This window comes from Novosphingobium sp. KCTC 2891 (assembly GCF_025938155.1).
Classification (GTDB): domain Bacteria; phylum Pseudomonadota; class Alphaproteobacteria; order Sphingomonadales; family Sphingomonadaceae; genus Novosphingobium.
Genome location: NZ_JAPCZG010000004.1, coordinates 95,959 through 117,076 on the forward strand (window position 1 = coordinate 95,959; position 21,118 = coordinate 117,076).

Here is a 21,118-nt window from a genome sequence, read left to right on the forward strand (position 1 = left end):
CAACCGGAGGGAGGCGCGGCCGGCCGGCGCCGTTACCAGCGCACCTTGAAGTCCAGGCCGTATTCGCGCGGGTTGCCCACAGAGGCGAGCGTACCGATGCCCACGAGAGTCAGCTTCTGGCCGTAGTACTTTTCATTGAACAGGTTGCGGCCCCATGCACCGATCGACCAGGCCTCACCCTCGGGCGACCAGGACAGCGTCGCGTTGACGAGGTTGACCGGCGTGACCAGTTCGGTCGGGCGGTCGGTGAAGGCAGTGTATTTGCTGCTGGTGTAGGTATACTGGCCCGTCGCGGTGACATTGCCCGAACCCACCGGCTGCTTGACCGTGAAGCCTGCCGAGGCGTTCCACTTCGGCGCGTTCATCAGGCGGTTGCCGGCATAGCTGACCGCCACGGTGTTGCCGCCCGCATCCAGCACGAAGGTATCGTACTTGGTGTAGTAGGCATCGAGATAGGCGACAGCGCCGTTCAGCGTAATGCCTTCGACCGGGACCACGGTGGCTTCGAGTTCGAAGCCATTGGTCCGCGCGCCGCCCGCGTTGCGGATCGCTGCCGAGTTCTTGCCATCGAGGTACGTCAGGTTCTGCGTGACCTGCATGTCCTTGTAGACGTTGTAGAAACCGGCAAGGTTCAGGCGCAGGTGACGGTCGAGCAGGTCAGCCTTCACGCCCGCCTCGAAAGTATCGAGGTGCTCGGGGTTGAACGGCCCGATGTCTTCCGCACGCGCGATACGACCGGTGAAGCCGCCCGACTTGAAGCCGCGCGCATAGTAGCCGTAGAGCAGCACGTCCGGGGTCGCCTGCCAGTCGATGCCGACCTTGTAGCCCACGTTGTTCCAGGACTTGGCGCCGGCCGCACGAATGAACGAGCCGTTGATGACCGGATCGCCGAAGTTCGAATAGCCGCCTGCAACCGTGGTGAACGAATTAGCCGTGGTCGAGACGGCGCTGGTCTTTTCGTGGCTGAAGCGGATGCCACCCTGGATGCGCAGCGTGTCGGTCAGCTGGCCGTAGAGCTGGGCAAAGCCCGAAATCGACCAGTTCTTCTGATGCTGGCTCTGCGGCTGGCCGAGACCCTTGAGGAACCCGTCGAGCTTGGTGCCCTGCTGCAGGTCGTATTCCTGATCGAAATAGAAGCCGCCCAGCACCATCTTGATGCGGTCGGTCAGATCGCTGTGCAGGCGCAGTTCCTGCGAGAACTGGTGCTGGTTCGACAGGCGATGGGTCTGCAGCAGGACGGCGGTGACGCCGTCGTCGTCGCTGTAGAGATCGTTGTCGTACTTGCGGTAGCTGGAGATCGACACCAGCTTGCCCACGCCCGTTTCAAGGTTCTGCGTCAGCGTCGCGCTGTAGCTGTTGCGGTTGTTGTAGTCGGGCTGGTCGCTGCTGAGGCCGCGCTTGAAATTGAAGCCCGATCCGGTCTCGCCCGGCTGGTAGAACAGGTCACCGGGATTGGCGATCAGCACGCCCGTCTGCGATCCGTTGCGGGTGCGGTCGTACTCGCCGATCAGCGTCGCGTCATAGCCGCCCGAGGTGTACTTCAGGTAGCCGCGCAGCGCGGTCATGTCGCGCTTGCCGATGCGGTGGCCGTCCGAATAGCTGCGGAAGAACCCGTCGGAGCCGGTGTGCAGCACCGAAACCTTGCCCGCGAGGCCCTCGGCGATGGGGAAATTCATCGCGGCGTTGAGATCAAGCCGGTTGTAGTTGCCATAGACGACCTGCGCCTCGCCGCCGAACTGGCCGGTGGGCTGCTTGGTGACCACGTTGACGACGCCGCCGGTGGTGTTGGCACCGAACAGCGTGCCCTGCGGCCCGCGCAGGATTTCCACCCGCTCGATGTCGAACAGCGAAAGCAGCGCGCCGGTGTTGACGCCCACGGGCACGCCATCGACCACCACCGACACGGTCGTGCCGACATAGGGGTCGGCATCGTTCACGCCGACGCCGCGAATGGTGAACACTGCCGAATCCGGCGAGTTCGAGAAGCTGTTGATCTGGACGTTCGGAATCGAGTTGGCGAGGCCCTGGATGTCCTTCACCTGCGCGCGCTCCAGCGCGGCGCCGCTGACCGAGGTAACCGCGATCGGCACCCTCTGAAGGTTTTCCGCCCGCTTCTGTGCGGTCACGACGATTTCCTCGACGCCGCCGCCCGATGCAGCCTGCGGCGCATCCTGCGCGTGCGCGGCGCTCGTCCCCAGGAATGCTCCGATCATCGCCGTCGATGCCGTCAGCGCGGCGCGCGCGAAAACGCGTGTGGTCACGATATGCCTCTCCCTTTCAACAACGCGGACCGGCTGTGCGTCATCGCACATCGCCGCCGCGAGTTATTAGTGCGATTGCACTATAAAAGAGAGAGTGAGGAACTGCCGATTCTGATAGGGGCCGCTCAGCACCCGATCATGCGCTCGACTCCGCCGTGCAGGAAATCCTCCAGATCGTCGTAAAGCGCGCCCACCGCGGCTTCGGTGCGAGCGATGGCGGACCGGCGCAGCATCGCGTCGATATTGACATAGACCGACAGCAGATTCGCTTCGATCAGGTGATAGGCCGCCCTCACCCGCGCTTCGTCGGCATTGGGGAAACAGGCCGCCATTGCGGCAACGACGCGCTCGTTCAGCGGGCGAAATGCCTCGCCATGGCGACGCACGTAGTCGGGCTGGTCAAAGCTCATGGTGCTGAGCGCCAGCATACGCAAATACCGGTGACGCCCCACGTCGGCGCCCGAAAGCCATGTCCGCGAAACCGATGTCACCGCGCGAATTGCCGCGCGCAAATCGGCTTTTCCTGCGGCCGCCAGCGCATCCAGATGCGCCATCGCCTCTGCATATCCCGCGCAAACGGCCTCCAGCCGCCGCTCCAGCACAGAGGCGAACACCTCCTCCTTGGTCGGGAAATAGTACTGCACCTGCCCCATCTGGACATGGGCTTCGTCCATGATCTGGCGCAGCGAGACACCTTCGAAGCCGCGCTCGGCAAATTGGCGTTCAGCGGCGTCCAGAATGGCGGAGCGGGTTCGCAGCCCCTTCGACGTCAGCTTCTTGGGACGCGCCTGAGGTCCAGCTTCTGGCAGGGGCAATGCGGTTGCGGTCATGGGCAATGCTCATATGCGGCAGCAGCGTTGTGGCAAGTGCCCGCTAGACACCCCTGCATCCGGCGCGGGATCGGCGCAGACTGCCGCAGACCAGCCCACCGGTGGCAGGAGGGTGCCCGAAGGCAAAATCACTTTTTTGATTGGATTGTCTGGTGCGGTCGAGAAGACTCGAACTTCCACGGGCTTTCGCCCACAACGACCTCAACGTTGCGCGTCTACCAATTCCGCCACGACCGCAAATCGTACGGGATGCCAGTGCTTCACAAAACCGGAAGCGGGCGACCCGTCGGGGTAGGAGGGCGCCCCTAGCAAAGGACTTTGGGGCACGCAACAGCCATCGGCACGATTTTTTCGTCTGCGCGCCCTGACGCGCGCAATCAGTCCGGCTTCCAGCCGATTTCCGCGACCTTGGCGGTCTTGGGAACATCGGTGACGGCTTCGTTGATCGTGACGCTCTCGCCCGGCTTGAGCGATTCCCGCGGCGGCGTGACGTCCCACGTGTAGACCACCCGGTCCTTGCCATCGCGCAGGACGATCAGGATCGGCGGCAGTTCGCGCACTTCCTTGCCGACATTCGTCACCGTGCCGCTGGCACCGAAATACTCTGTGCCGTTGGGAAGAGTGCGGCGGTCCTGCCGCTCGGCGGGAAACGACAGTTCCAGATCCGGGCGGGTGGGCCCGAAGGTCGAGTGCGCGACAGGCAGCCAGTCGGGCAGGCCAAACCACGAGACCAGGCCGATCAGGGCAGCGACGAGCAGGGCGAAGGCCACCGCAGCGGCCGTCCACAACTTCGTGGTATTGCGGCGCGGACGGAACGGCGGCTCGTGCTCGAAGCTGGAAGGAGCGGAGGCGAAATCATCCTCCTTGCCGGCACCAAGCCCCATCCCGCGCGGCACGTTGGGCGGAGCGGGCAGGTCGTCGTCGCCATAGACCGTGGCCGCACGCTGGGCCGGCGCGGCAGGCGCCTCCATCACTGGCTCGGCCGATGGGGCCGGTGGCGGCGGAGCAGGCGGGGGCGGCGCGGGCCGAGGCTCGGCAACGGGCGCTGCGGTCTCGGAAACCGCCGCATGAACCGCGGCCTGCTGCGATGCCGCGACAGACGCGGGCTTCACCGCAAGAACGGCGTCCTCGCGCTGGGGCAGTTCGGGGCCGTGCTGGTACCAGCTGTGCCGGCACTTCGCGCAGCGCACGGTCCGGCCTTCCACACCGATCGCACTGTCGGGAACGACATAGCGCGTCGAACAAGCGGGACAGGCGATGATCATGCCTGCGGTCTAAGCATGTCGCATGGGATATAAACAATAGCCGTAAAGGGGGAGAAATGCTTCCGCAGCCTTTTTTCCACATGGATTGACGCCTATAGCGATGCGAACGACACAACTGTTCGCTCCGGGCCATGCTCAGGCGCGAATCCACGGGACCCGCCTTTCGCCTCATGAGCAAGCCCGATGCCGAAATCGTCCAGTTCGACAACGTCGGGCTGCGCTACGGCACCGGGAAAGAGGTGCTGACCGACATTTCGTTCACGCTCTACCCCGGCAGCTTCTATTTCCTCACGGGGGCAAGCGGCGCGGGCAAGACCAGCCTGCTGAAGCTGCTGTACCTTTCACAGAGGCCGTCGCGCGGGCTGATCCGGATGTTCGGCACCGATGCCATCACCTTGCCGCGCGAACGCCTGCCCGGCTTCCGCCGCCGGATCGGCGTGGTGTTCCAGGATTTCCGCCTCGTCCCGCATCTTTCCGCGTTTGACAACGTGGCGCTGCCGCTGCGCGTGGCCGGGGTAAGCGAGCGCGAGATCGCGCGCCCGGTGGCCGACATGCTCGACTGGGTCGGGCTGGGCGACCGGCGCCATGCGCGCCCGGCGACGCTGTCCGGCGGCGAACAGCAGCGCGTCGCCATCGCCCGCGCGGTGATCGCGCGGCCCGATATGCTGGTGGCAGACGAACCGACCGGCAACGTCGATCCCGAAATGGCCCTCAAGCTGCTGCGCCTGTTCGAAAGCCTCAACCGGCTGGGCACCACCGTCGTCGTCGCCACGCACGACCTGCACCTGATCCGCGATGTTCCGGAATCGCTCATCATGCGGCTGGACAAGGGACGACTGGCCGATCCGACCGGCGCCCTGCGCTACCCGCCCCGCCGCGCAGCCTCGCCCTCCCCCGCCGAAGCGACTGCGCGATGACCGCGCTCGCCTCGCGCATTCCGGGCCTTGCCGCGTGGCGCAACCGCGCCAACGGCGATGTCCGGCTGCTGCCGCAGGGGCATCTTTCCGGCCCGATGCCGTGGGTGATCGCGATCATGATCGCTCTGACCATCGTCGCCGCAGGCAGCGGGCTTGCCCTGCGCAACGCCGCCCGGGCCGCCAGCGCCGATCTCGAAGGCGGTGTCACCGTGCAGATCGTTTCCGCAGCGCCGGCCGAGCGGAACCGCCAGGCCGATGCCGCCGTGGCCGCGCTGAAGGGCATGGTCGGCGTCGCCGCCGTCCACCGCGTGGCGCAAAGCGATCTCGAAGCGCTGGTCGAACCGTGGCTGGGCACGCGCCCCGGCGACGACATCGAGGCGCTGCCGATCCCTGCCCTCATCGACGTGCGCCTGTCCGGTCCGGCGGGGCGCGACCGCATCGCCGCGCTGCGCGCCCGGATCATCCCGGTGGCCCCGGCCGCGCGCGTGGATGCGCAGGCCGGCTGGCTCGCTCCCGTGTTCGCAGCGATCGGCGCGCTGCAATGGCTGGCCGGCGGCCTGATCGCGCTGCTCGCGCTCGCGACGGTCGCCTCGGTGCTGCTGGCATCGCGGAATGCACTGGGCAACCACCGCGAAACCATCGAGATCGTCCATATGCTGGGCGGCACCGACCGCCAGATCGCACGCGTATTCCAGCGCGGCATGGCAGTCGATGCGGCGGCGGGCGGCATGGCCGGGCTGCTGCTGGGCCTTGCCACCATCTTCATGCTGGGGCGCCAGTTCGCGCCGCTCGGCTCGGGCATGATGGGCGCGGCAGCGCTCGGCTGGAGCGACTGGCTGCTGCTCGCCGCCATCCCGATGCTGGGCGTGGCGCTTGCGGTGCTGACCGCACGGCTGACGGTGCTCGCCGCGCTCCGGAAGATGCTGTGAGGGCCGCCGCATGAGGAAGCCCCCCGGCCTGCTGCGCCGCCTCGTGTCGGCCGTGCTCCTGATCTGGGCGCTCGGCTTCCTGTGGTTTGCGTTGTTCCTGCCCCAGCCCGCGGGCGACAGAAAGACCGATGGCGTGATCGCGCTGACGGGCGGCGGCGGGCGCATCCCCCGCGCCATCGAGGTCCTGCGGCAGGGGCAGGCGAAGAAGCTGCTCGTCGCCGGCGTGGATACCGAAGTGCGCCCGCACGAATTCGCGGCCGAATACGATGTCGGACCGCGCCTGCTCGCCTGCTGCGTCACGCTCGGTTACGAAAGCGTCGATACCCGCTCCAACGCGCAAGAGGCGGCCCGCTGGATCGCATCGCAGAAGATCGAATCGGTAAGGCTCGTCACCACCGACTGGCATATGCGCCGGGCCGCGCTCGACCTTGCCATCGCCGCGCCCAAGGATCTCGTCATCGTCGAGGACGCGGTGCGCTCGCGCCCCAGCCTCAAGACCCTGTTCCTCGAATACAACAAGCTGATCGCCCGGACCATCGCGTGGGCGGCAGGCTGGTAGGATCCCCATGAACCGCCGGAACCGTTCCAACACGCCTTTCGACGTGCTGCGCAGCATCGCCTTCTATGCGGCGTTCTACCTTGGCAGCATCGGCTTCGTGATCATGACGAGCGTGCTGGCGCCCGTATCGCGGCCCGCATTCCGTGTCGTGGTGCGCGGGTGGTCCGCCTATCACCGCTTGTGCGCGCGGTGGCTGCTGGGCATCCGGGTGGCGTGCGAAGGCTTCGTGCCGCGCACCGGGGTTCTCTATGCGGTCAAGCACCAGTCCTTCTTCGAGGCTATCGACCTGCCCCGCCAATACCGGCTGCCGGTGGTCTTCGCCAAGATGGAGCTGCTCAGCATCCCTTTGTGGGGCGCGGCAGGCAGGCGCTATGGCCTGATCGGCGTGGAGCGCGAAGCAGGCGCAAAGGCGTTGCGCTCGATGCTCAAGCAGGCACGCGAACTCGTGGCCGATGGGCGGCCTCTGGTGATCTTCCCCGAAGGCACGCGCGTGCCGGTCGGCCAGCAACCGCCGCTCCAGGCCGGGTTCGCCGGGATCTACAAGCTGCTGGGCCTGCCGGTCATTCCCGTCGCGGTCGACAGCGGACGGCTCTATCATCGGCGCTGGAAGCACGCGGGCACGGTACACTACCGCTTCGGGGAGGAGATTCCTCCCGGCCTGCCCCGCGCCGAAATCGAGGCCCGCGTCCATGCTGCGATCAACGCCCTGAACGGACCCGGCGATGGCCCGACCTGACGACACGGCACCCGACGGGCGCCGTCCCGCGCTCGAAGTGCTGGGCCCCGGCCTTGTCACCGGCGCGGCCGACGACGATCCCTCGGGCATTGCCACTTACAGCCAGGTCGGCGCCCAATTCGGCTATGCCATGTCATGGGCACTGCTGTTCAGCTTCCCACTGATGGCCGCCATCCAGGCGGTGTGCGCGCAAGTCGGCGCCTCGACCGGCAAGGGCATCGCGCGCAATCTCAAGGAGCATTACCCGCGGCCCCTGCTGCACTTCATCGTGATGCTGCTGCTTGTCGCCAACGTCATCAACCTCGGCGCCGATCTGGGCGCGATGGGCGCTGCGGTGGGCCTGTTCCTGCCGGGCGACGACATGATCGTGATCCTGGTGTTCGGCCTTGCCAGCATCGCGCTCGAAGTGCTGGTCAGCTACGAACGCTATGCCTCCATCCTCAAGTGGGCCACCCTGTCGCTGCTGTCGTATTTCGCGGTCGCGGCGGTGGCCGCCGTGGACTGGCGCGCCGCCGCGCTCGGCGCCATCATTCCGACCTTCACCTTCGACAAGGACCACGTCACGGCGCTGGTGGCGGTGCTGGGCACCACGATCAGCCCCTACCTGTTCTTCTGGCAGGCAGCGCAGGAAGTGGAGGAGCAGGAACGCCGCCACACCAAGCCGCTCTGCGTCTCGCCGCGCACCGCGGGCGCTGAACTGCGCCGTATCCGCACCGATACGCTGGTGGGCATGGGCTTTTCCAACCTGACCGCGATCTTCATCGTCATCGCGACCGCCGCCACCCTGCACCAGCAGGGAATCTTCCAGATCGAAAGCGCGGTGGAGGCCGCGACCGCGCTGCGCCCCATCTCCGGGGATTTCGCCTTCATGCTGTTTGCGCTGGGCATCATCAGCACCGGACTGCTGGCGGTGCCGGTGCTGGCAGGTTCCGCCGCCTATGCCGTGACCGAAAGTTTCGGCTGGCGAGAGGGGCTTGGTCGCCGCCCGCGCGAGGCCAAGGCATTTTACGCGGTGATCACGCTGGCCACGCTGGCCGGGGTGGCCATGAACCTGCTCGACGTGAATCCGATGAAGGCGCTCTACTGGTCGGCAGTGGTCAACGGCCTGCTCGCGCCGCCGCTGATGGCCGTGACCATGCTCATCGCGCGCAATCGCCGCGCCATGGGCAACATGGTGATCGGCCCGCGCCTCGCTTTCGGCGGATGGCTTTCGACCGCAGTGATGGCGGGGGTCGCGGTGATGTTCTTCGTGATCTAGCCGCCGATTGCTAGCGCGCGCCGTTGTGGTCGCTGCGGCCGAAGTCGGGCCGCGCGTCGTCCTGGCCCATCTCGATGATCCCGCGCCGGATCGCGCGGGTGCGGGCGAAATGCTCGAACAGGGTGTCCCCGTCGCCCTTGCGGATCGCCTTCTGCAATCCGGTCAGGTCCTCGGTGAAACGCTGGAGCATTTCGAGCACCGCGTCGCGGTTGCTCAGGAACACGTCGCGCCACATCGTCGGATCGGATGCGGCGATGCGGGTGAAATCGCGGAACCCGCCGGCCGAATACTTGATGACCTCGCTCTGCGTCACTTCCTCCAGATCGGAAGCCGTGCCCACGATGGTATAGGCGATGAGGTGCGGCAGGTGGCTGGTCACGGCCAGGACAAGGTCGTGGTGCTCCGCGTCCATCGTCTCGACCCGCGCGCCCAGCGCTTCCCAGAATGCGACGAGGTCGGCCACCCGCGCCGGATCGGCATCGGCCGGCGGGGTCACGATGCACCAGCGGTTGCGGAACAGCGTAGCAAAGCCCGCGTCCGGCCCGCTCTGCTCGGTCCCCGCGACGGGGTGGGCGGGGATGACCGCATGATCGGGCAGCGCTTCCGTCAGCGCGCGCATCACGCTGGCCTTGCTGGACCCGACATCGGTGACGAGCGCGCCGGCCGGCAGGTCCGCCGCAAGCGCGCGCGCTGCGGGTCCCATCGCCCCCACTGGCACGCACAGCACGACCAGATCGGCCTGCGCCACGGCTTCGCCCGGCGTCTCGGCGATGGTGTCGGCAAGGCCCAGTTCGCGCGCCCGCGCCCGCACTTCGGGGCTTGCATCGTAACCGGTCGTGACCGCATCGGGCAGATATTGCCCCACCGCGCGGGCGACGGAACCGCCCAGCAGACCCAGGCCGATCACCGCGACATGACGGAACCCGGCGCTCATTTCGCGGCGTCGCACATGGTGCGCAGCGCGGCGGCGATCTCGTCCATCTGCTGCGCGGTGCCGATGGTGATGCGCAGGCACTGCGGCAGCCCCTGCCCCGGAAGCCAGCGCGTGATGTAGCCATGCTCCATCAGTCCGTTGTAGGCAGCCTCTGCCGTCAACGCGCCGGAAAACTCGATCAGCACGAAGTTCGCCTTGCTCGGCAGCGGGCGCACGCCGTGGTTGCCCAGCGCATCGAGCGCGGCCACGAAGCGCGCGCGCTCGGCGTTGTTGTGGCGGCGCGATTCCCGCACGAAGTCCTGATCGGCCACCGCCGCGACCGCCGCCGCCTGCCCGCTCAGCGAGACGTTGAACGGCCCGCGAATCCGGTTGAGCATGTCGACCAGCGCGGCATCGCCGGTGGCCCAGCCAATGCGCTCGCCCGCCAGCCCGTAGATCTTGGAAAAGGTTCGCGTCACCAGCACATTGCGCGCCGTCTCCGCCAGCGCCAGCGCCAGCGCGCCGTCGTCCTCGTTCGGCTCGACATATTCGGCATAGGCCTGATCGAGCACCAACAGCACGTCCGGGCGCAGGCCGCGATGCAACCGGGCGATCTCTTGCCGGTCGATGTAGCTGCCGGTGGGGTTGTTGGGATTGGCCAGGAACACCACGCGCGTACGTTCGGTCACGCAGGCCAGCAGCGCATCGACATCGGTGCCGTAGTCGCTGTCAGGCGCGATCACAGGGGTCGCCCCGCAGCGGCGCGCGGCGATGTCGTAGACCGAAAAGCCGTAGCGCACGTAAAGCACTTCGTCGCCCACGCCGGCGAAAGCCTGCGCGGCAAGGTTCAGCAGTTCGTCCGACCCGGTGCCCATCACGATCCGGTCCATCGGAATGTGGTGCAGCGCGCCGAGCGCAGCGCGCAGATCCTTGCTGTCGGGATCGGGATAGCGCGAAGGATCGCCTGCCCCGGCGCGCGCGGCAAGCGCCAGCGCGCTGGTGCCGAGCGGATTTTCGTTCGCGGAAAGCTTGGTCAGCGGCCGCCCGTCCTTCCCCGCCGACTTGCCGGGCACATAGGCGTGGATGCCAAGGATCCAGTCCTTGGGCAGCGGCCGGTCGAGCGAAGGGGTTTGGGAGGGGGTTTGCGCGTCTTGCATGATGGCGCGCGCCTTAGCCGTCTTGGGCGAGCAAGGAAACAGCCGGGTGCGGCGTATCGTGCGAAGGGATCAGGGATCGAAGCGGTAGAACCGCATGACGCCCTCGCCCCGATGCAGCAGCAGCCCCGTTCCCTCCAGATCGATGCAGGCGCCGTCGAAATCGACTTTGCCCAGATCGTTGGGCACCAGCGTCACCACCAGCCGCGACGATCCGCCGAAGGTGAAGCGCGGCGACACCAGATCGTGGACCGGTTCTTCCAGCTCCACCCAGCGCGGCATGCGATGTTCGCCGGGCGGCAGCGACCAGCCGTCCTCCAGCGTATAGCCGCCATCCAGTTCACCGCTATCGAACCCGATGCGAACGCCGACGCCGGAGATGCCCTCTCCGCCCGGCCAGACCACGCGCACCGTCGGTCCCTTGGTGGCCGGCACCGCCTGCCACACCGGCGGCACCGGCTTCGGCGTGGTCGTCAGGCAAGTGCGCCCGCCCACGAACGCCCATGTGCCCGAAGCTTCCTCGTCCAGCGCGCCAGCGGCCAGCCGGTATTCGAAATGGCGATCAGCGGTCAGCACGAGATCGCCCGCGACGTCCGGCCCTTGATCCACGCGGTAACGGCCGGTCAGATCGATCGGGGTGGCCTGCGCCGCGACCGCAGGTGCCGGTTTGCGCGCTTTGGCCAGCGCCGGCGCGGCGAGCGCGAGAAGGGGCACGAACAGGACGGCGAATCGCATGGCCGCACTGTGCCCATTCCGCGCCAGGCGCGATAGGTCGGCCCGTCGGCGCGCGGGGTCAGCCCGGCGCGCCCGAGCCCTTCCAATCGCTCGACATCACGAACGCCGGCATGGTGATCTTGCCATCCTCGCCGCGCCCAAGCATCGTCGGCCCTTCCTGCCCCCCGCCTTGCGGCAGGCCTGCGGCGGCGAGCTGATAGGGCGACACACGGTGCCGCGTGCACAGCCCGCCGTTGCCGTCGCTCACCAGCGCGTGCTCGAACTCCACGCCCTGCTGGCTCTTCCTTGACCGGCGGACGGTGGACACCGCCAACTGCCCTTCGCCCAGATCGACCACGAATTCGGTGCCCACCGGCACTTCCACCAGACCTTCGATCAGCGCGCCCGAGACCGAAAGGTTGCGCAGCACCACCGGGTAGTAGTGGTTATCGTGGATCGCACCGATGCGCCGGAACATGGCCTGGCGGTAGTGCCGCTGCTTGGCCGGGCCGCTCGGCTCGATCACCCAGTCGCCTTCGGCCAGGCAGCGCAGGAATTCTTCGTGCGGGATCGGCCGGCTATAGATGTAGCCCTGCACCAGCGTGACATTGAGCCGCTTCATCAGGTCGAACTGGTCGAAGCTTTCCACACCTTCGGCAGTCGTTTCCATGTCCAGCGCCTGCGCCAGCGCGACGATGGCCGCGATGATCGCCTGGTTGCGCGACTGGTCCTCGGTCGCCCCGCGCACGAAGGACTGGTCGATCTTGATCTTGTCGAACGGCGCGGACTTCAGGTAGCCGAGCGAGGAATAGCCGGTGCCGAAATCGTCCAGCGCCAGCCGCACGCCCAGCCCCTTCAGCGAATTGAAGCGGGCGTCGGTGGTGCAGCCTTCCTGCAGGAACACCCCTTCGGTGATTTCCAGTTCGAGCCGGTCCGGATGCAGCCCGGACGAGGCCAGCGCGCTGGCGACGATCGCGGGAAAACCCTCGTCGGCAAACTGCACCGGCGAAACGTTGACCGCCACGCGCAAGCCGCCCGGCCAGCCCGTGGCATCGGCACAGGCGCGGCGCAGCACCCATTCGCCGATCACCCGGATCAGGTTCGATTCCTCGGCGATGGGGATGAACCGCGCCGGCGAAATCGAGCCGAGTTCGGGATGGTTCCAGCGCACCAGCGCCTCCACCCCGACCACCCGGTTGTTCTCCGCGCGGACCACCGGCTGGTAGAACAGCTCCAGTTCGCCCCGCGCCAGCGCGTCGTGCAGGTCTTCCTCCAGCACGCGGCGATCCTCCGCCGCCTTGAGCAGATCCTGCGAAAAGAATCGGAAACGCCCGCGCCCACTGCCCTTGGCCGCATAGAGCGCGAGATCGGCGTTACGCACCAGTTCGTCGGTGACGCTCCCGTCGAAAGGCGCCACCGCCACGCCCACCGAGGCGCCGATCAGACAGCGCGCACCCTCGATCGTATAGGGTTGCGAAATGCTGGTGATGATCTTGGTGGCAAGGTCGCCCAGAAGCCCGCGATCGTCGGTATCGGGCAGGAACACCTGGAACTCGTCGCCGCCCAGCCGGCTGACCTTTTCCTTGTCGCCCACCACGCGCACCAGCCGTTCGGCTACCTGCTTCAGCAGTGCGTCGCCTACGGCATGGCCCATCGTGTCGTTGACCTGCTTGAAGCGGTCGAGATCGATCAGCATCGTGGCGCAGGCACGCTTCTGCAGCGCGAAGGCGGTCAGCGTCTTTTCCAGCAGCCGCGTCATGTGCCGGCGGTTGAGCAGGCCCGTCAGCGGATCGTGCATCGCCAGATGCGAGCTTTCCTCGGCGCTCTGCCGCTCGTCGGTCACGTCGCGCACATGGCCAAGGAAGCCCGCGAAACTGCCGCGCACGGTTTGCGGTTCACCCGAGATCGACCACCACAATGTGCGTCCATCCTCGCCGTCGCTGCGCACGATCACCCGCTCGAAACGCCCCTTGCGCGCGAACACGAACGGCAGGGTGCGCTCGCCTTCGCCTTCGGGCCGCAGGAACAGATCAAGCAGCGGAACGCCGCGTGCATCGCGCTCGCCGCACAGCGCAGCCTCTGCCGCTGGCGAGAGATAGGTCAGCCGCCCGTCCGCGTCCGTCGACCAGAAGGCACCGAGGTTCAGGTCCTCGTAGGCCCGGCACAGGCCGGCCGCCCTGGCGCCGTCGAGGAGGCGGTCGCCCCGCGCGCCGCCCTCGCCGCCAAACCTGAACACGCCGCGCGTCTTGCCGATGGCCAAATTCCGTCCCCTGCAAGCCCCGGCAAAGTTCCCGGGGATAGGGCACCCTACGTAGAGATGCTTGAGAGGCGGTTAACCGAGAAGAGCGCTCGGCAGAGCGCTGCATAGCCCAAAGAAAAGAGGCCGGAAGCGGGCTAGCGCTTCCGGCCTTAGTCTGTTCGCAGGAGGAACATCGTCTGGCGGGATCGGGAGAGAGAGGGAGAGGTTCAGGTCCCCCGGCCCCGCCAAGCTGGGTGATCAGTAGTTGTAGGCGCGCTCGCCGTGCTCGTTGATGTCGAGGCCTTCGCGCTCGGCTTCCTCGGTCGGACGAAGACCGATGGTCTTGTCGAGGAGGTAGAAGAGGATCGCGGAGACACCGCCCGAGAGAACCAGCGTCAGGACCACTGCCTTGATCTGGGTGATCAGCTGGGCAGCCATGTCGTACTTGCCGGCGACGGCGGGGAACACGGTGTAGTCCATCCAGCCCTGGCCGCCGAGCGCCGGGTCCGCGACGATCGCGGTGCCGATGGCGCCGACGATGCCGCCGATGCAGTGCACGCCGAACACATCGAGCGTATCGTCGTACTTGAGCGCGTTCTTCACGGTCGAGACGAAGATGAAGCAGATGGGCGAGACGACGAGGCCGAGGACGATCGAGGTCATCGGAGCCGCGAAGCCCGAAGCCGGAGTGATGGCGACGAGGCCGGCGACGGCACCCGAGGCGGCACCCAGCATCGACGGCTTGCCGTGCTTGAACTGCTCGACCAGCGACCAGGAGACGGCGGCGGCAGCGGTGGCGACGAAGGTGTTGATGAAGGCCAGCGCAGCGAGGCCGTTGGCTTCAAGGTTGGAGCCGGCGTTGAAGCCGAACCAGCCCACCCACAGCAGCGAGGCGCCGATCATGGTCATGGTCAGCGAGTGCGGCGGGGTGGCTTCCTTGCCGAAACCGACGCGCTTGCCGATGATGAGGCAGCCGACGAGGCCAGCGATACCGGCGTTGATGTGGACCACGGTGCCGCCGGCGAAGTCCAGCGCGCCCCAGCCATAGAGCAGGCCGGCATCGGCGGTGTTGTCCGAAAGGAAGTCCGGACCCGCGAAGTACCACACCATGTGAGCCATCGGGAAATAGACCAGCGTCAGCCACAGCACGGTGAAGATCATCAGCGGGGTGAACTTCACGCGTTCCGCGAAAGCACCGACGATCAGCGCCGGCGTGATGCAGGCGAAGGTCATCTGGAACACGATGTAGGCGTATTCGGGAATGTAGACGTTGTTCGAGAACGTGGCCGCGTAGGTCGAAGCCGAAACGCCCATCAGGAACGCCTTAGAAAGGCCGCCCACATAAGGCGAACCGCCGGTGAAGGCCATCGAGTAGCCCCAGCTGACCCAGCACAGGGCCGCGACCGAGACGATCATGAAGACCTGCATCAGCACCGAGAGCATATTCTTGGTGCGGACGAGGCCGCCGTAAAACAGCGCCAGCGCCGGGATGCTCATCAGCAGCACCAGCGTGGCGGACAGAAGCATCCAGGTGGTGTCACCCTTGTTGACCATCGTGGCCATCTGCTCGGCGGTGGGTGCCTTGATCGGCCCGGCCGCCTGCGCGAAAGCGGTCGTCGCGGCGCCGAGCGAAAGCCCCAGCCCGGCAACGCCACTGATCATCTTTCGGATCATATGGGTTCCCCTCATGTCGGAAGTCACAGCGCGGTATCGCCGGTTTCGCCGGTGCGGATGCGCGTGGCGGAGGCGAGGTCGAGCACGAAGATCTTGCCGTCACCGATCGCTTCGGTGCTGGCGGCCTGCTGGATCGTCTCGATAATCTGCGGGGCAAGATCGTCGCTCGCAGCGATCTCGATCTTTACCTTCGGCAGCATGTTGGTCGAATATTCGGCGCCGCGATAGATCTCGGTCTGGCCCTTTTGCCGGCCGAAACCCTTCACTTCCGACACCGTCATCCCGGCAACGCCCAGAGCCGACAGCGCTTCACGCACCTCGTCGAGCTTGAACGGCTTGATGATGGCGATGATGAATTTCATTCATGCCCCCTTTTGCGGCCTGTCCAGCCGGGCAACCCCCGCCGACATCAGGAGAAAAGCAAGGCGCGTGCCAATTTCAAAATTGGCCGCAAATCAGCGATGCATGGGAACCGGACGGCAGTTCAAACGCTTGAGCGCGCTCGAATCTTGGGCACCGCGGGATATTTGCCTAATTTTTAGGCAACCATTCTGCCCGTTTCCGGAGCGCGCAGGTCAGAGCGTGAGGCTGGCGAACACCGGAAGATGGTCGGAACCCACCGCCGACAGCGGGCTATGGTGGACCCCCGTATCCCCCACGCCCCATTCCTGGCTCACCACGATGCGGTCGAGTTCGGCCAGCGGACGGCGCGCGGGAAAGCTCCGGCCCGGGCTGAGCACGGTGAGATGCGGATCGAATTCCGCAAGCGCGCCGCCGCGCAGCGACCATTCGTTGAGATCGCCCATGATCACCACCGGCGCGGCCTCGCCCTCGGCGACATGGTCGCACACCGCGCGCACCTGGTGCCGGCGCCGCAGTCCCGACAGGTCGAGATGCATCCCCACCACGCGGAAGCGCCGACCTTCGCTGGCGAGATCGGCACAGACCGCGCCGCGCGGCTCGAGCGTGGGCAGCGCCACCGCGCGCACATCGAGAATCTCGATCTCCCGACGCACCAGCAGCACGTTGCCGTGCCAACCCATGCTCAGCGGACGCATCCCCGGCGCCGCCGCCTGCCACGGGCTATGTTCGTCGAGCGACTGCCGCGGGATCACCGCCTCGCGGCTGCCGAACCGGCGGTCCGCCTCCTGCAAGGCGATCACGTCGGCATCTATCTCGCGCAGGATCGAGAGAATGCGATCGGGATCGCGCCGCCGGTCCAGCCCGACGCCCTTGTGGATGTTGTAGCTGGCAAACTTGAGGCAGAGCGAAGACACGCCGTGCAGTGCCCTACTGCGGCCCGAAGTAGCGGTCGGTCGGCCGGGTCGGCAATCCGTCGATGCTGCTGGTGCGGCCGGAAACCTTGGTCATCCACGCCTGCGCATCGGCCTGGGCGTGGTACTTGACCAGCGTCGGCCGCTCCGCCGAAAGCTCCATGACCGGCACGCCCCAGCCGCAGCTGGTCTGCACGGTCTCAACGGTGATCTCGAAGATCTGGCGGGTGCCCGGCAGGATATCGAAATGGCCGGCCAGCTCTTCCCAGTCGGCATCCTGCGGCAGCACCGCGCGCCCGTGGCCATAGAGACGCAGGATCAATGGCGGCTGCGCGAAATTGCACATCATCACCGTGATGCGCCCGTCCGCCTCGAGATGGGCGTGAGTCTCGTTGCCCGATCCGCCAAGGTCGAGGTAGGCGACCCGGTTCGGTCCGAGCACGCGAAAGCTGTCATACCCCTTGGGCGACAGGTTGATGCGCCCTTGCGCTGCGGCCGTGGCGACGAAGAACACGCTCTGGGCACCGATCATCGCCTCATGGTCGGGGAGGATCCGATCGGTGAAGGTAGCCATCAGAGAAAATCCTTCAGCGTGGCGATGAAGCGGTCGAACTGGTCGTGGTGCAGCCAGTGTCCCGCGTTCTCGAACTCGACCACCTGCGCATTGCGGAAATGCTGGATGCGCCCATCGCGTTCCGGGTTGCCCGCAGTCGAATCCGCGCCGTTCAGCAGCAGCGTCGGGCACGAAATCGCATTCCACAGCCCGTGGAGCTGCTCCAGGCTGATGTCATAGGGCGCGCCATCGACGTTGAGGTGGGGATCGAACTTCCAGCTGAAAGTTCCGTCCTCATTGCGGTTGATGCCGTGGATGGTGAGGTGCCGGGCCTGCACGTCGGTCAGGTACGGGTTCTCGCTCTTCATGCGCGCATAGGCGTCTTCGAGGCTGGCATAGCGGCGCGGCAGGCGGCCGGCGGCCTTGCGCTTCTCGCCGATGAAATCGCGCACGCGGCGGGCAAACGGCACGTTCTTCAGCAGCGCTTCGCGCTCGGGCGTGGGGAAGATGCCTTCGATCGCCACCAGCTTGCGCACGTTTTCGGGGAACAGGCCCGCATAGCGCAGGCTCGTGTTCGCGCCCCACGAATGCGACACGATCGTCACCGGTGCGAGGTCGAGCTGGTGGATCAGCTGCGCCACGTCATAGACGAGGTCCATCGTCCGGTAGTTGCCGTCGGAGTTCCACTCGCTGTCGCCGTGGCCGCGGTGATCCAGCGCGATGATGTGCCAGTCCTCGCGCAGTGCCTCGGCCGTCCAGTCCCACGACCGGCAATGGTCGCGCCCGCCGTGGATCAGCAGCAGCGGCGGCTTGTCCGCATTGCCCCAATCCACATAGTGCAGCCGAAGGCGCTGGGAGATGAAGGTGTTCGAGGTGGGGCCAAGCAGGTTCATCCCTGCTTCCTGCAACCGTTGGCGCGCGGGTGCAAGTCCGGTTGCCCCCCTTGTCGCGGCTACCTTTCCTTGGTGGCGCTGAACGTCAATTCCGGATTGCGTTCCTGCTGATAGCTGACGTCCCACGAAGACCGCGCCATGAACACCGGATCGCCGTCGCGGTCCTTGGCCAGGTTCGACAGATTGAAGTCGGCGAAGTTCTTGATCGCCGCATCCGATCCCTTGATCCAGCGCGCGGTATCGAAGGGCGAGGCTTCTAGCCCCGCCTCCACCTTGTATTCCGCCTCAAGCCGCGAGATCAGAACGTCGAGCTGAAGCTGGCCGACCACGCCGACGATCCACTGGCTGCCGATCTCCGGGTAGAACACCTGGATCACGCCTTCCTCGGAAAGGTCGTCCAGCGCCTTGCGCAGCTGCTTGGTCTTGGTCGGGTCCTTCAGGGCCACGCGGCGCAGGATTTCCGGCGCGAAGTTGGGCAGCCCGGTGAAGCGCACGTCGTTCTTTTCCGACAGCGTATCGCCCACGCGCAGCGTGCCGTGGTTGGGAATGCCGATGATGTCGCCCGCTTCCGCCGTATCCGCGATCTCGCGGTCCTGCGCGAAGAACAGGATCGGCGAATGCACCGCGATCGGCTTGCCAAGGCCCGAAGGCGTCAGCTTCATGCCGCGCTTGAAAGTGCCCGAGACCATGCGCATGAACGCGATACGGTCGCGGTGCTGCGGGTCCATGTTGGCCTGGACCTTGAAGATGAAACCGGTCACGTCGGCGCGTTCGGGATTGATCGTGCCCTGGTCCGACGATTGCGGCCGCGGCGGCGGCGCATAGCGGGCGATCGCGTCGATCAGTTCGGCCACGCCGAAGTTCTTGAGCGCGGATCCGAAATAGACCGGCGTCAGGTCGCCGTGGCGATAGGCTTCGAGATCGAACTCGGGATAGCCGGCCTGCGCCAGCTCGATCTCGTCGGCAATGTCCTCGGGAATATCCACCGCCGGTTCCCGCTTGCCCAGGAATTCACGGCTGTCCCCTTCGGGGCGCGCAATGGTGTTCGTGGCGAAGTCCAGCACGCCCTCGAAAATGCCGCCCATGCCGATCGGCCACGACATCGGCACCACGTCAAGCGCGAGCGCATCGGCCACTTCGTCGAGCGTCTCGAACACCGAGCGGCCTTCGCGGTCCACCTTGTTGACGAAGGTGATGATCGGCACCGAGCGCAACCGGCACACCTCGAACAGCTTGCGGGTCTGCGGCTCGATGCCCTTGGCCGCGTCGATCACCATGATCGCCGAATCGACTGCGGTCAGCGTGCGGTAGGTATCTTCCGAGAAGTCTTCGTGGCCCGGCGTGTCGAGCAGATTGAAGACGATCCCGTCCTTCTGGAAGGTCATGACCGAGGACGTGACCGAAATGCCGCGCTGCTGCTCGATCTTCATCCAGTCCGACCGCGCGCGCCGCGCTTGGCCGCGCGCCTTGACCTCACCCGCCAGGTGGATCGCGCCGCCCTGCAACAGCAGCTTTTCGGTCAGCGTGGTCTTACCCGCGTCGGGGTGCGAAATGATGGCGAAGGTACGGCGATTGGACATGGAATGCGCCCCTAGCCGAGGGCTGCGCGCCTGTCACCCGCCAGCAAGACAGCGGCGCAGCGCTTCGGCCTCCGCCGGGCGCAGCGACCGTCCGCCAAGCGAGGAAATTTCCACGCGCCGGCCCTTGGCCCCAGCGTCGAAAACCTCGACCATCAGGTCGCGCGCGCCATTCCAGGCGCCGACCCTCTCGGGACTGCCCTCGCCCGGCAACCAGCGGCCTTCCAATGGCAGGCGCTCCATCAGGCAGGTGGACAACTGCGCCGCCGACAGCGCCGAGTTGGCGAACAGCAGGTGCCGCATCTCCTCCGCCTGCCGCCGGTGTCCGAACGTCGCGGCGAAGATCACCAGCCCGCCAAGCGCGCCCAACAGCAGGACCCAGCCGAGCCAGGGACGCTTCGGCTTGCGTGCCGGCGCGGCCGAACACCCGCTCATGACGGCCGCACCGACACGGCCATGCGGAACCGTGCGGTCTCGCCTGGTGGCAGCAGCACCGCGCCGGGTTTCTCGCGGAAATCGCCGTCGAAGCCCACCGGATCGGCGTGGCCTGCCCAAGGCTCCAGACAGATGTAGCGTCCACCCGGCACCTGCCACAGCCCGAACATCGCCGTGTCGGGAAACGCCACATCAAGCCACGCGCCGCCGTCCGCGCCGTAGGACAGGCGGCGGCTGGCCAGATCGGTCCAGACCATGGCATCGGCGCGGAACAGGTCTTCGGTCAGGGCAAGCTCGCGCCCCGTCACCGGCGTGGCCTCGCCGCCGGGCAGCAACAACCCGTCCGCCTTGCCCAGTCGGCGCACGTCCTGCGGTTCGGCCTTCTCGAACACCAGCTTGTGCGCCGCCTTGTCGGGATTGCCGGGCAGCGGCCAGGCGAACGCGGGGTGATAGCCGAAGCTGAACGGCAGGTCGGCCTGCCCCGGATTGGTCACGCTCGCCTCCATCGCCAGCGTCATGCCTTCCAGCCGGAAGGCCATCTCCAGCACGAAAGCGAAGGGATAGACGGCGCGCGTATCGGGCGAATCGGTCAGGCGGAAGCGCAGATGATCCTCGCCCTGCCCCGCCAGCGCGAACGTGCTGCGGCGGGCAAAACCATGTCGGGGCAGTGCGTAGTCCGCGCCGTCCAGCCGCAACCGGTCCTGCGCGAGCGAGCCGACGATGGGGAACAGCAAGGGCGCGTGGCCGCCCCAGAACGCCGGATCTGCGTCGGTCATGTACTCGCGGCCCTGCGCGTCCGTCAGCGACCACAGCTCCGCACCCAGCGGATTGATCCGCGCGGAAAGGTCGCCGGAGGAAATCGTCAGCAGGTCGGTCATGAGGCCTCGCGGTGCAGCAGGCTTCCTGTGTGGAAACCATGCTGCACCGCGTCAAGCCG

General features: G+C 66.7%; 20 protein-coding genes and 1 tRNA gene. 5 read left to right on the forward strand and 16 right to left on the reverse strand.

The features are described 5' to 3' along the window. Positions 1 to 32: 32 nt before the first annotated feature. The 4 genes from OLX02_RS09420 to OLX02_RS09435 all read right to left on the reverse strand — a co-directional run bounded on the left by OLX02_RS09420 (position 33) and on the right by OLX02_RS09435 (position 4,356). The gene (locus tag OLX02_RS09420) at positions 33 to 2,261 is read right to left on the reverse strand and encodes a TonB-dependent receptor (protein ID WP_264422248.1); all 2,229 of its coding nucleotides are present in this window, start codon (positions 2,259 to 2,261) and stop codon (positions 33 to 35) included. Positions 2,262 to 2,386: 125 nt separating this feature from the next. Then, positions 2,387 to 3,091: a TetR/AcrR family transcriptional regulator gene (locus tag OLX02_RS09425; RefSeq protein ID WP_264422250.1), complete on the reverse strand. Its 705-nt coding sequence runs from the start codon at positions 3,089 to 3,091 to the stop codon at positions 2,387 to 2,389. Positions 3,092 to 3,241: 150 nt separating this feature from the next. Next, positions 3,242 to 3,328, reverse strand: a tRNA-Leu gene (locus tag OLX02_RS09430). Between the two features lie 140 nt (positions 3,329 to 3,468). After that, positions 3,469 to 4,356: a zinc-ribbon domain-containing protein gene (locus tag OLX02_RS09435; protein WP_264422252.1), complete on the reverse strand. Its 888-nt coding sequence runs from the start codon at positions 4,354 to 4,356 to the stop codon at positions 3,469 to 3,471. 170 nt (positions 4,357 to 4,526) lie between these two features. On the opposite strand from OLX02_RS09435, the gene ftsE reads away from it, so the two are divergent. From ftsE to OLX02_RS09460, 5 genes are read left to right on the forward strand one after another with little or no spacing between them, the layout of a single operon-like run. After that, positions 4,527 to 5,273, forward strand: coding sequence for a cell division ATP-binding protein FtsE (gene ftsE, locus OLX02_RS09440; protein WP_264422254.1), 747 nt, complete (start codon positions 4,527 to 4,529; stop codon positions 5,271 to 5,273). Continuing rightward, complete coding sequence (locus tag OLX02_RS09445) at positions 5,270 to 6,202, forward strand: cell division protein FtsX (RefSeq protein WP_264422256.1); 933 nt, start codon at positions 5,270 to 5,272, stop codon at positions 6,200 to 6,202. The genes ftsE and OLX02_RS09445 overlap by 4 nt, the downstream gene beginning before the upstream one ends. Positions 6,203 to 6,212: 10 nt before the next feature. Next, positions 6,213 to 6,761, forward strand: coding sequence for a YdcF family protein (locus OLX02_RS09450; RefSeq protein WP_264422257.1), 549 nt, complete (start codon positions 6,213 to 6,215; stop codon positions 6,759 to 6,761). Between the two features lie 7 nt (positions 6,762 to 6,768). Further along, positions 6,769 to 7,497 carry a lysophospholipid acyltransferase family protein gene (locus tag OLX02_RS09455; protein WP_264422259.1) on the forward strand — a complete coding sequence of 243 codons (729 nt, stop codon included), beginning with the start codon at positions 6,769 to 6,771 and terminating at the stop codon, positions 7,495 to 7,497. Next, complete coding sequence (locus tag OLX02_RS09460; protein ID WP_264422261.1) at positions 7,484 to 8,755, forward strand: NRAMP family divalent metal transporter; 1,272 nt, start codon at positions 7,484 to 7,486, stop codon at positions 8,753 to 8,755. The genes OLX02_RS09455 and OLX02_RS09460 overlap by 14 nt, the downstream gene beginning before the upstream one ends. A 10-nt stretch (positions 8,756 to 8,765) precedes the next feature. Here the strand turns inward: OLX02_RS09460 and OLX02_RS09465 are convergent, their stop codons facing one another. The 12 genes from OLX02_RS09465 to OLX02_RS09520 form a co-directional block, all read right to left on the reverse strand. Continuing rightward, positions 8,766 to 9,689 (reverse strand): prephenate/arogenate dehydrogenase family protein, encoded by a 924-nt coding sequence (locus OLX02_RS09465; protein ID WP_264422263.1) that lies wholly within the window; start codon positions 9,687 to 9,689, stop codon positions 8,766 to 8,768. Next, positions 9,686 to 10,825 carry a histidinol-phosphate transaminase gene (gene hisC, locus OLX02_RS09470; protein WP_264422265.1) on the reverse strand — a complete coding sequence of 380 codons (1,140 nt, stop codon included), beginning with the start codon at positions 10,823 to 10,825 and terminating at the stop codon, positions 9,686 to 9,688. The genes OLX02_RS09465 and hisC overlap by 4 nt, the downstream gene beginning before the upstream one ends. A 69-nt stretch (positions 10,826 to 10,894) precedes the next feature. Further along, positions 10,895 to 11,557 carry a hypothetical protein gene (locus OLX02_RS09475; protein ID WP_264422266.1) on the reverse strand — a complete coding sequence of 221 codons (663 nt, stop codon included), beginning with the start codon at positions 11,555 to 11,557 and terminating at the stop codon, positions 10,895 to 10,897. A 58-nt stretch (positions 11,558 to 11,615) separates the two neighbouring features. Further along, positions 11,616 to 13,796: a putative bifunctional diguanylate cyclase/phosphodiesterase gene (locus OLX02_RS09480; RefSeq protein WP_264422268.1), complete on the reverse strand. Its 2,181-nt coding sequence runs from the start codon at positions 13,794 to 13,796 to the stop codon at positions 11,616 to 11,618. 237 nt (positions 13,797 to 14,033) lie between these two features. Beyond that, entirely contained in the window at positions 14,034 to 15,449 is a 1,416-nt protein-coding gene (locus OLX02_RS09485) for an ammonium transporter (RefSeq protein ID WP_264422269.1), read from the reverse strand. A 23-nt stretch (positions 15,450 to 15,472) separates the two neighbouring features. Further along, a complete protein-coding gene (locus tag OLX02_RS09490) occupies positions 15,473 to 15,811 on the reverse strand; it encodes a P-II family nitrogen regulator (protein WP_264422271.1) in 339 nt (112 codons plus the stop codon). Positions 15,812 to 16,024: 213 nt separating this feature from the next. Then, positions 16,025 to 16,726 (reverse strand): endonuclease/exonuclease/phosphatase family protein, encoded by a 702-nt coding sequence (locus tag OLX02_RS09495; RefSeq protein ID WP_264422274.1) that lies wholly within the window; start codon positions 16,724 to 16,726, stop codon positions 16,025 to 16,027. 13 nt (positions 16,727 to 16,739) lie between these two features. Then, the gene (locus OLX02_RS09500) at positions 16,740 to 17,297 is read right to left on the reverse strand and encodes a pyridoxamine 5'-phosphate oxidase family protein (protein WP_264422276.1); all 558 of its coding nucleotides are present in this window, start codon (positions 17,295 to 17,297) and stop codon (positions 16,740 to 16,742) included. After that, the gene (locus OLX02_RS09505; protein ID WP_264422277.1) at positions 17,297 to 18,169 is read right to left on the reverse strand and encodes an alpha/beta fold hydrolase; all 873 of its coding nucleotides are present in this window, start codon (positions 18,167 to 18,169) and stop codon (positions 17,297 to 17,299) included. The genes OLX02_RS09500 and OLX02_RS09505 overlap by 1 nt, the downstream gene beginning before the upstream one ends. Positions 18,170 to 18,228: 59 nt before the next feature. After that, positions 18,229 to 19,749, reverse strand: a complete 1,521-nt coding sequence (locus OLX02_RS09510) for a peptide chain release factor 3 (protein ID WP_264422279.1) — start codon at positions 19,747 to 19,749, stop codon at positions 18,229 to 18,231. A 33-nt stretch (positions 19,750 to 19,782) separates the two neighbouring features. Then, positions 19,783 to 20,181: a hypothetical protein gene (locus OLX02_RS09515; RefSeq protein WP_264422281.1), complete on the reverse strand. Its 399-nt coding sequence runs from the start codon at positions 20,179 to 20,181 to the stop codon at positions 19,783 to 19,785. Further along, positions 20,178 to 21,059, reverse strand: coding sequence for an aldose 1-epimerase family protein (locus tag OLX02_RS09520; protein ID WP_264422282.1), 882 nt, complete (start codon positions 21,057 to 21,059; stop codon positions 20,178 to 20,180). The genes OLX02_RS09515 and OLX02_RS09520 overlap by 4 nt, the downstream gene beginning before the upstream one ends. Positions 21,060 to 21,118: the final 59 nt, after the last annotated feature.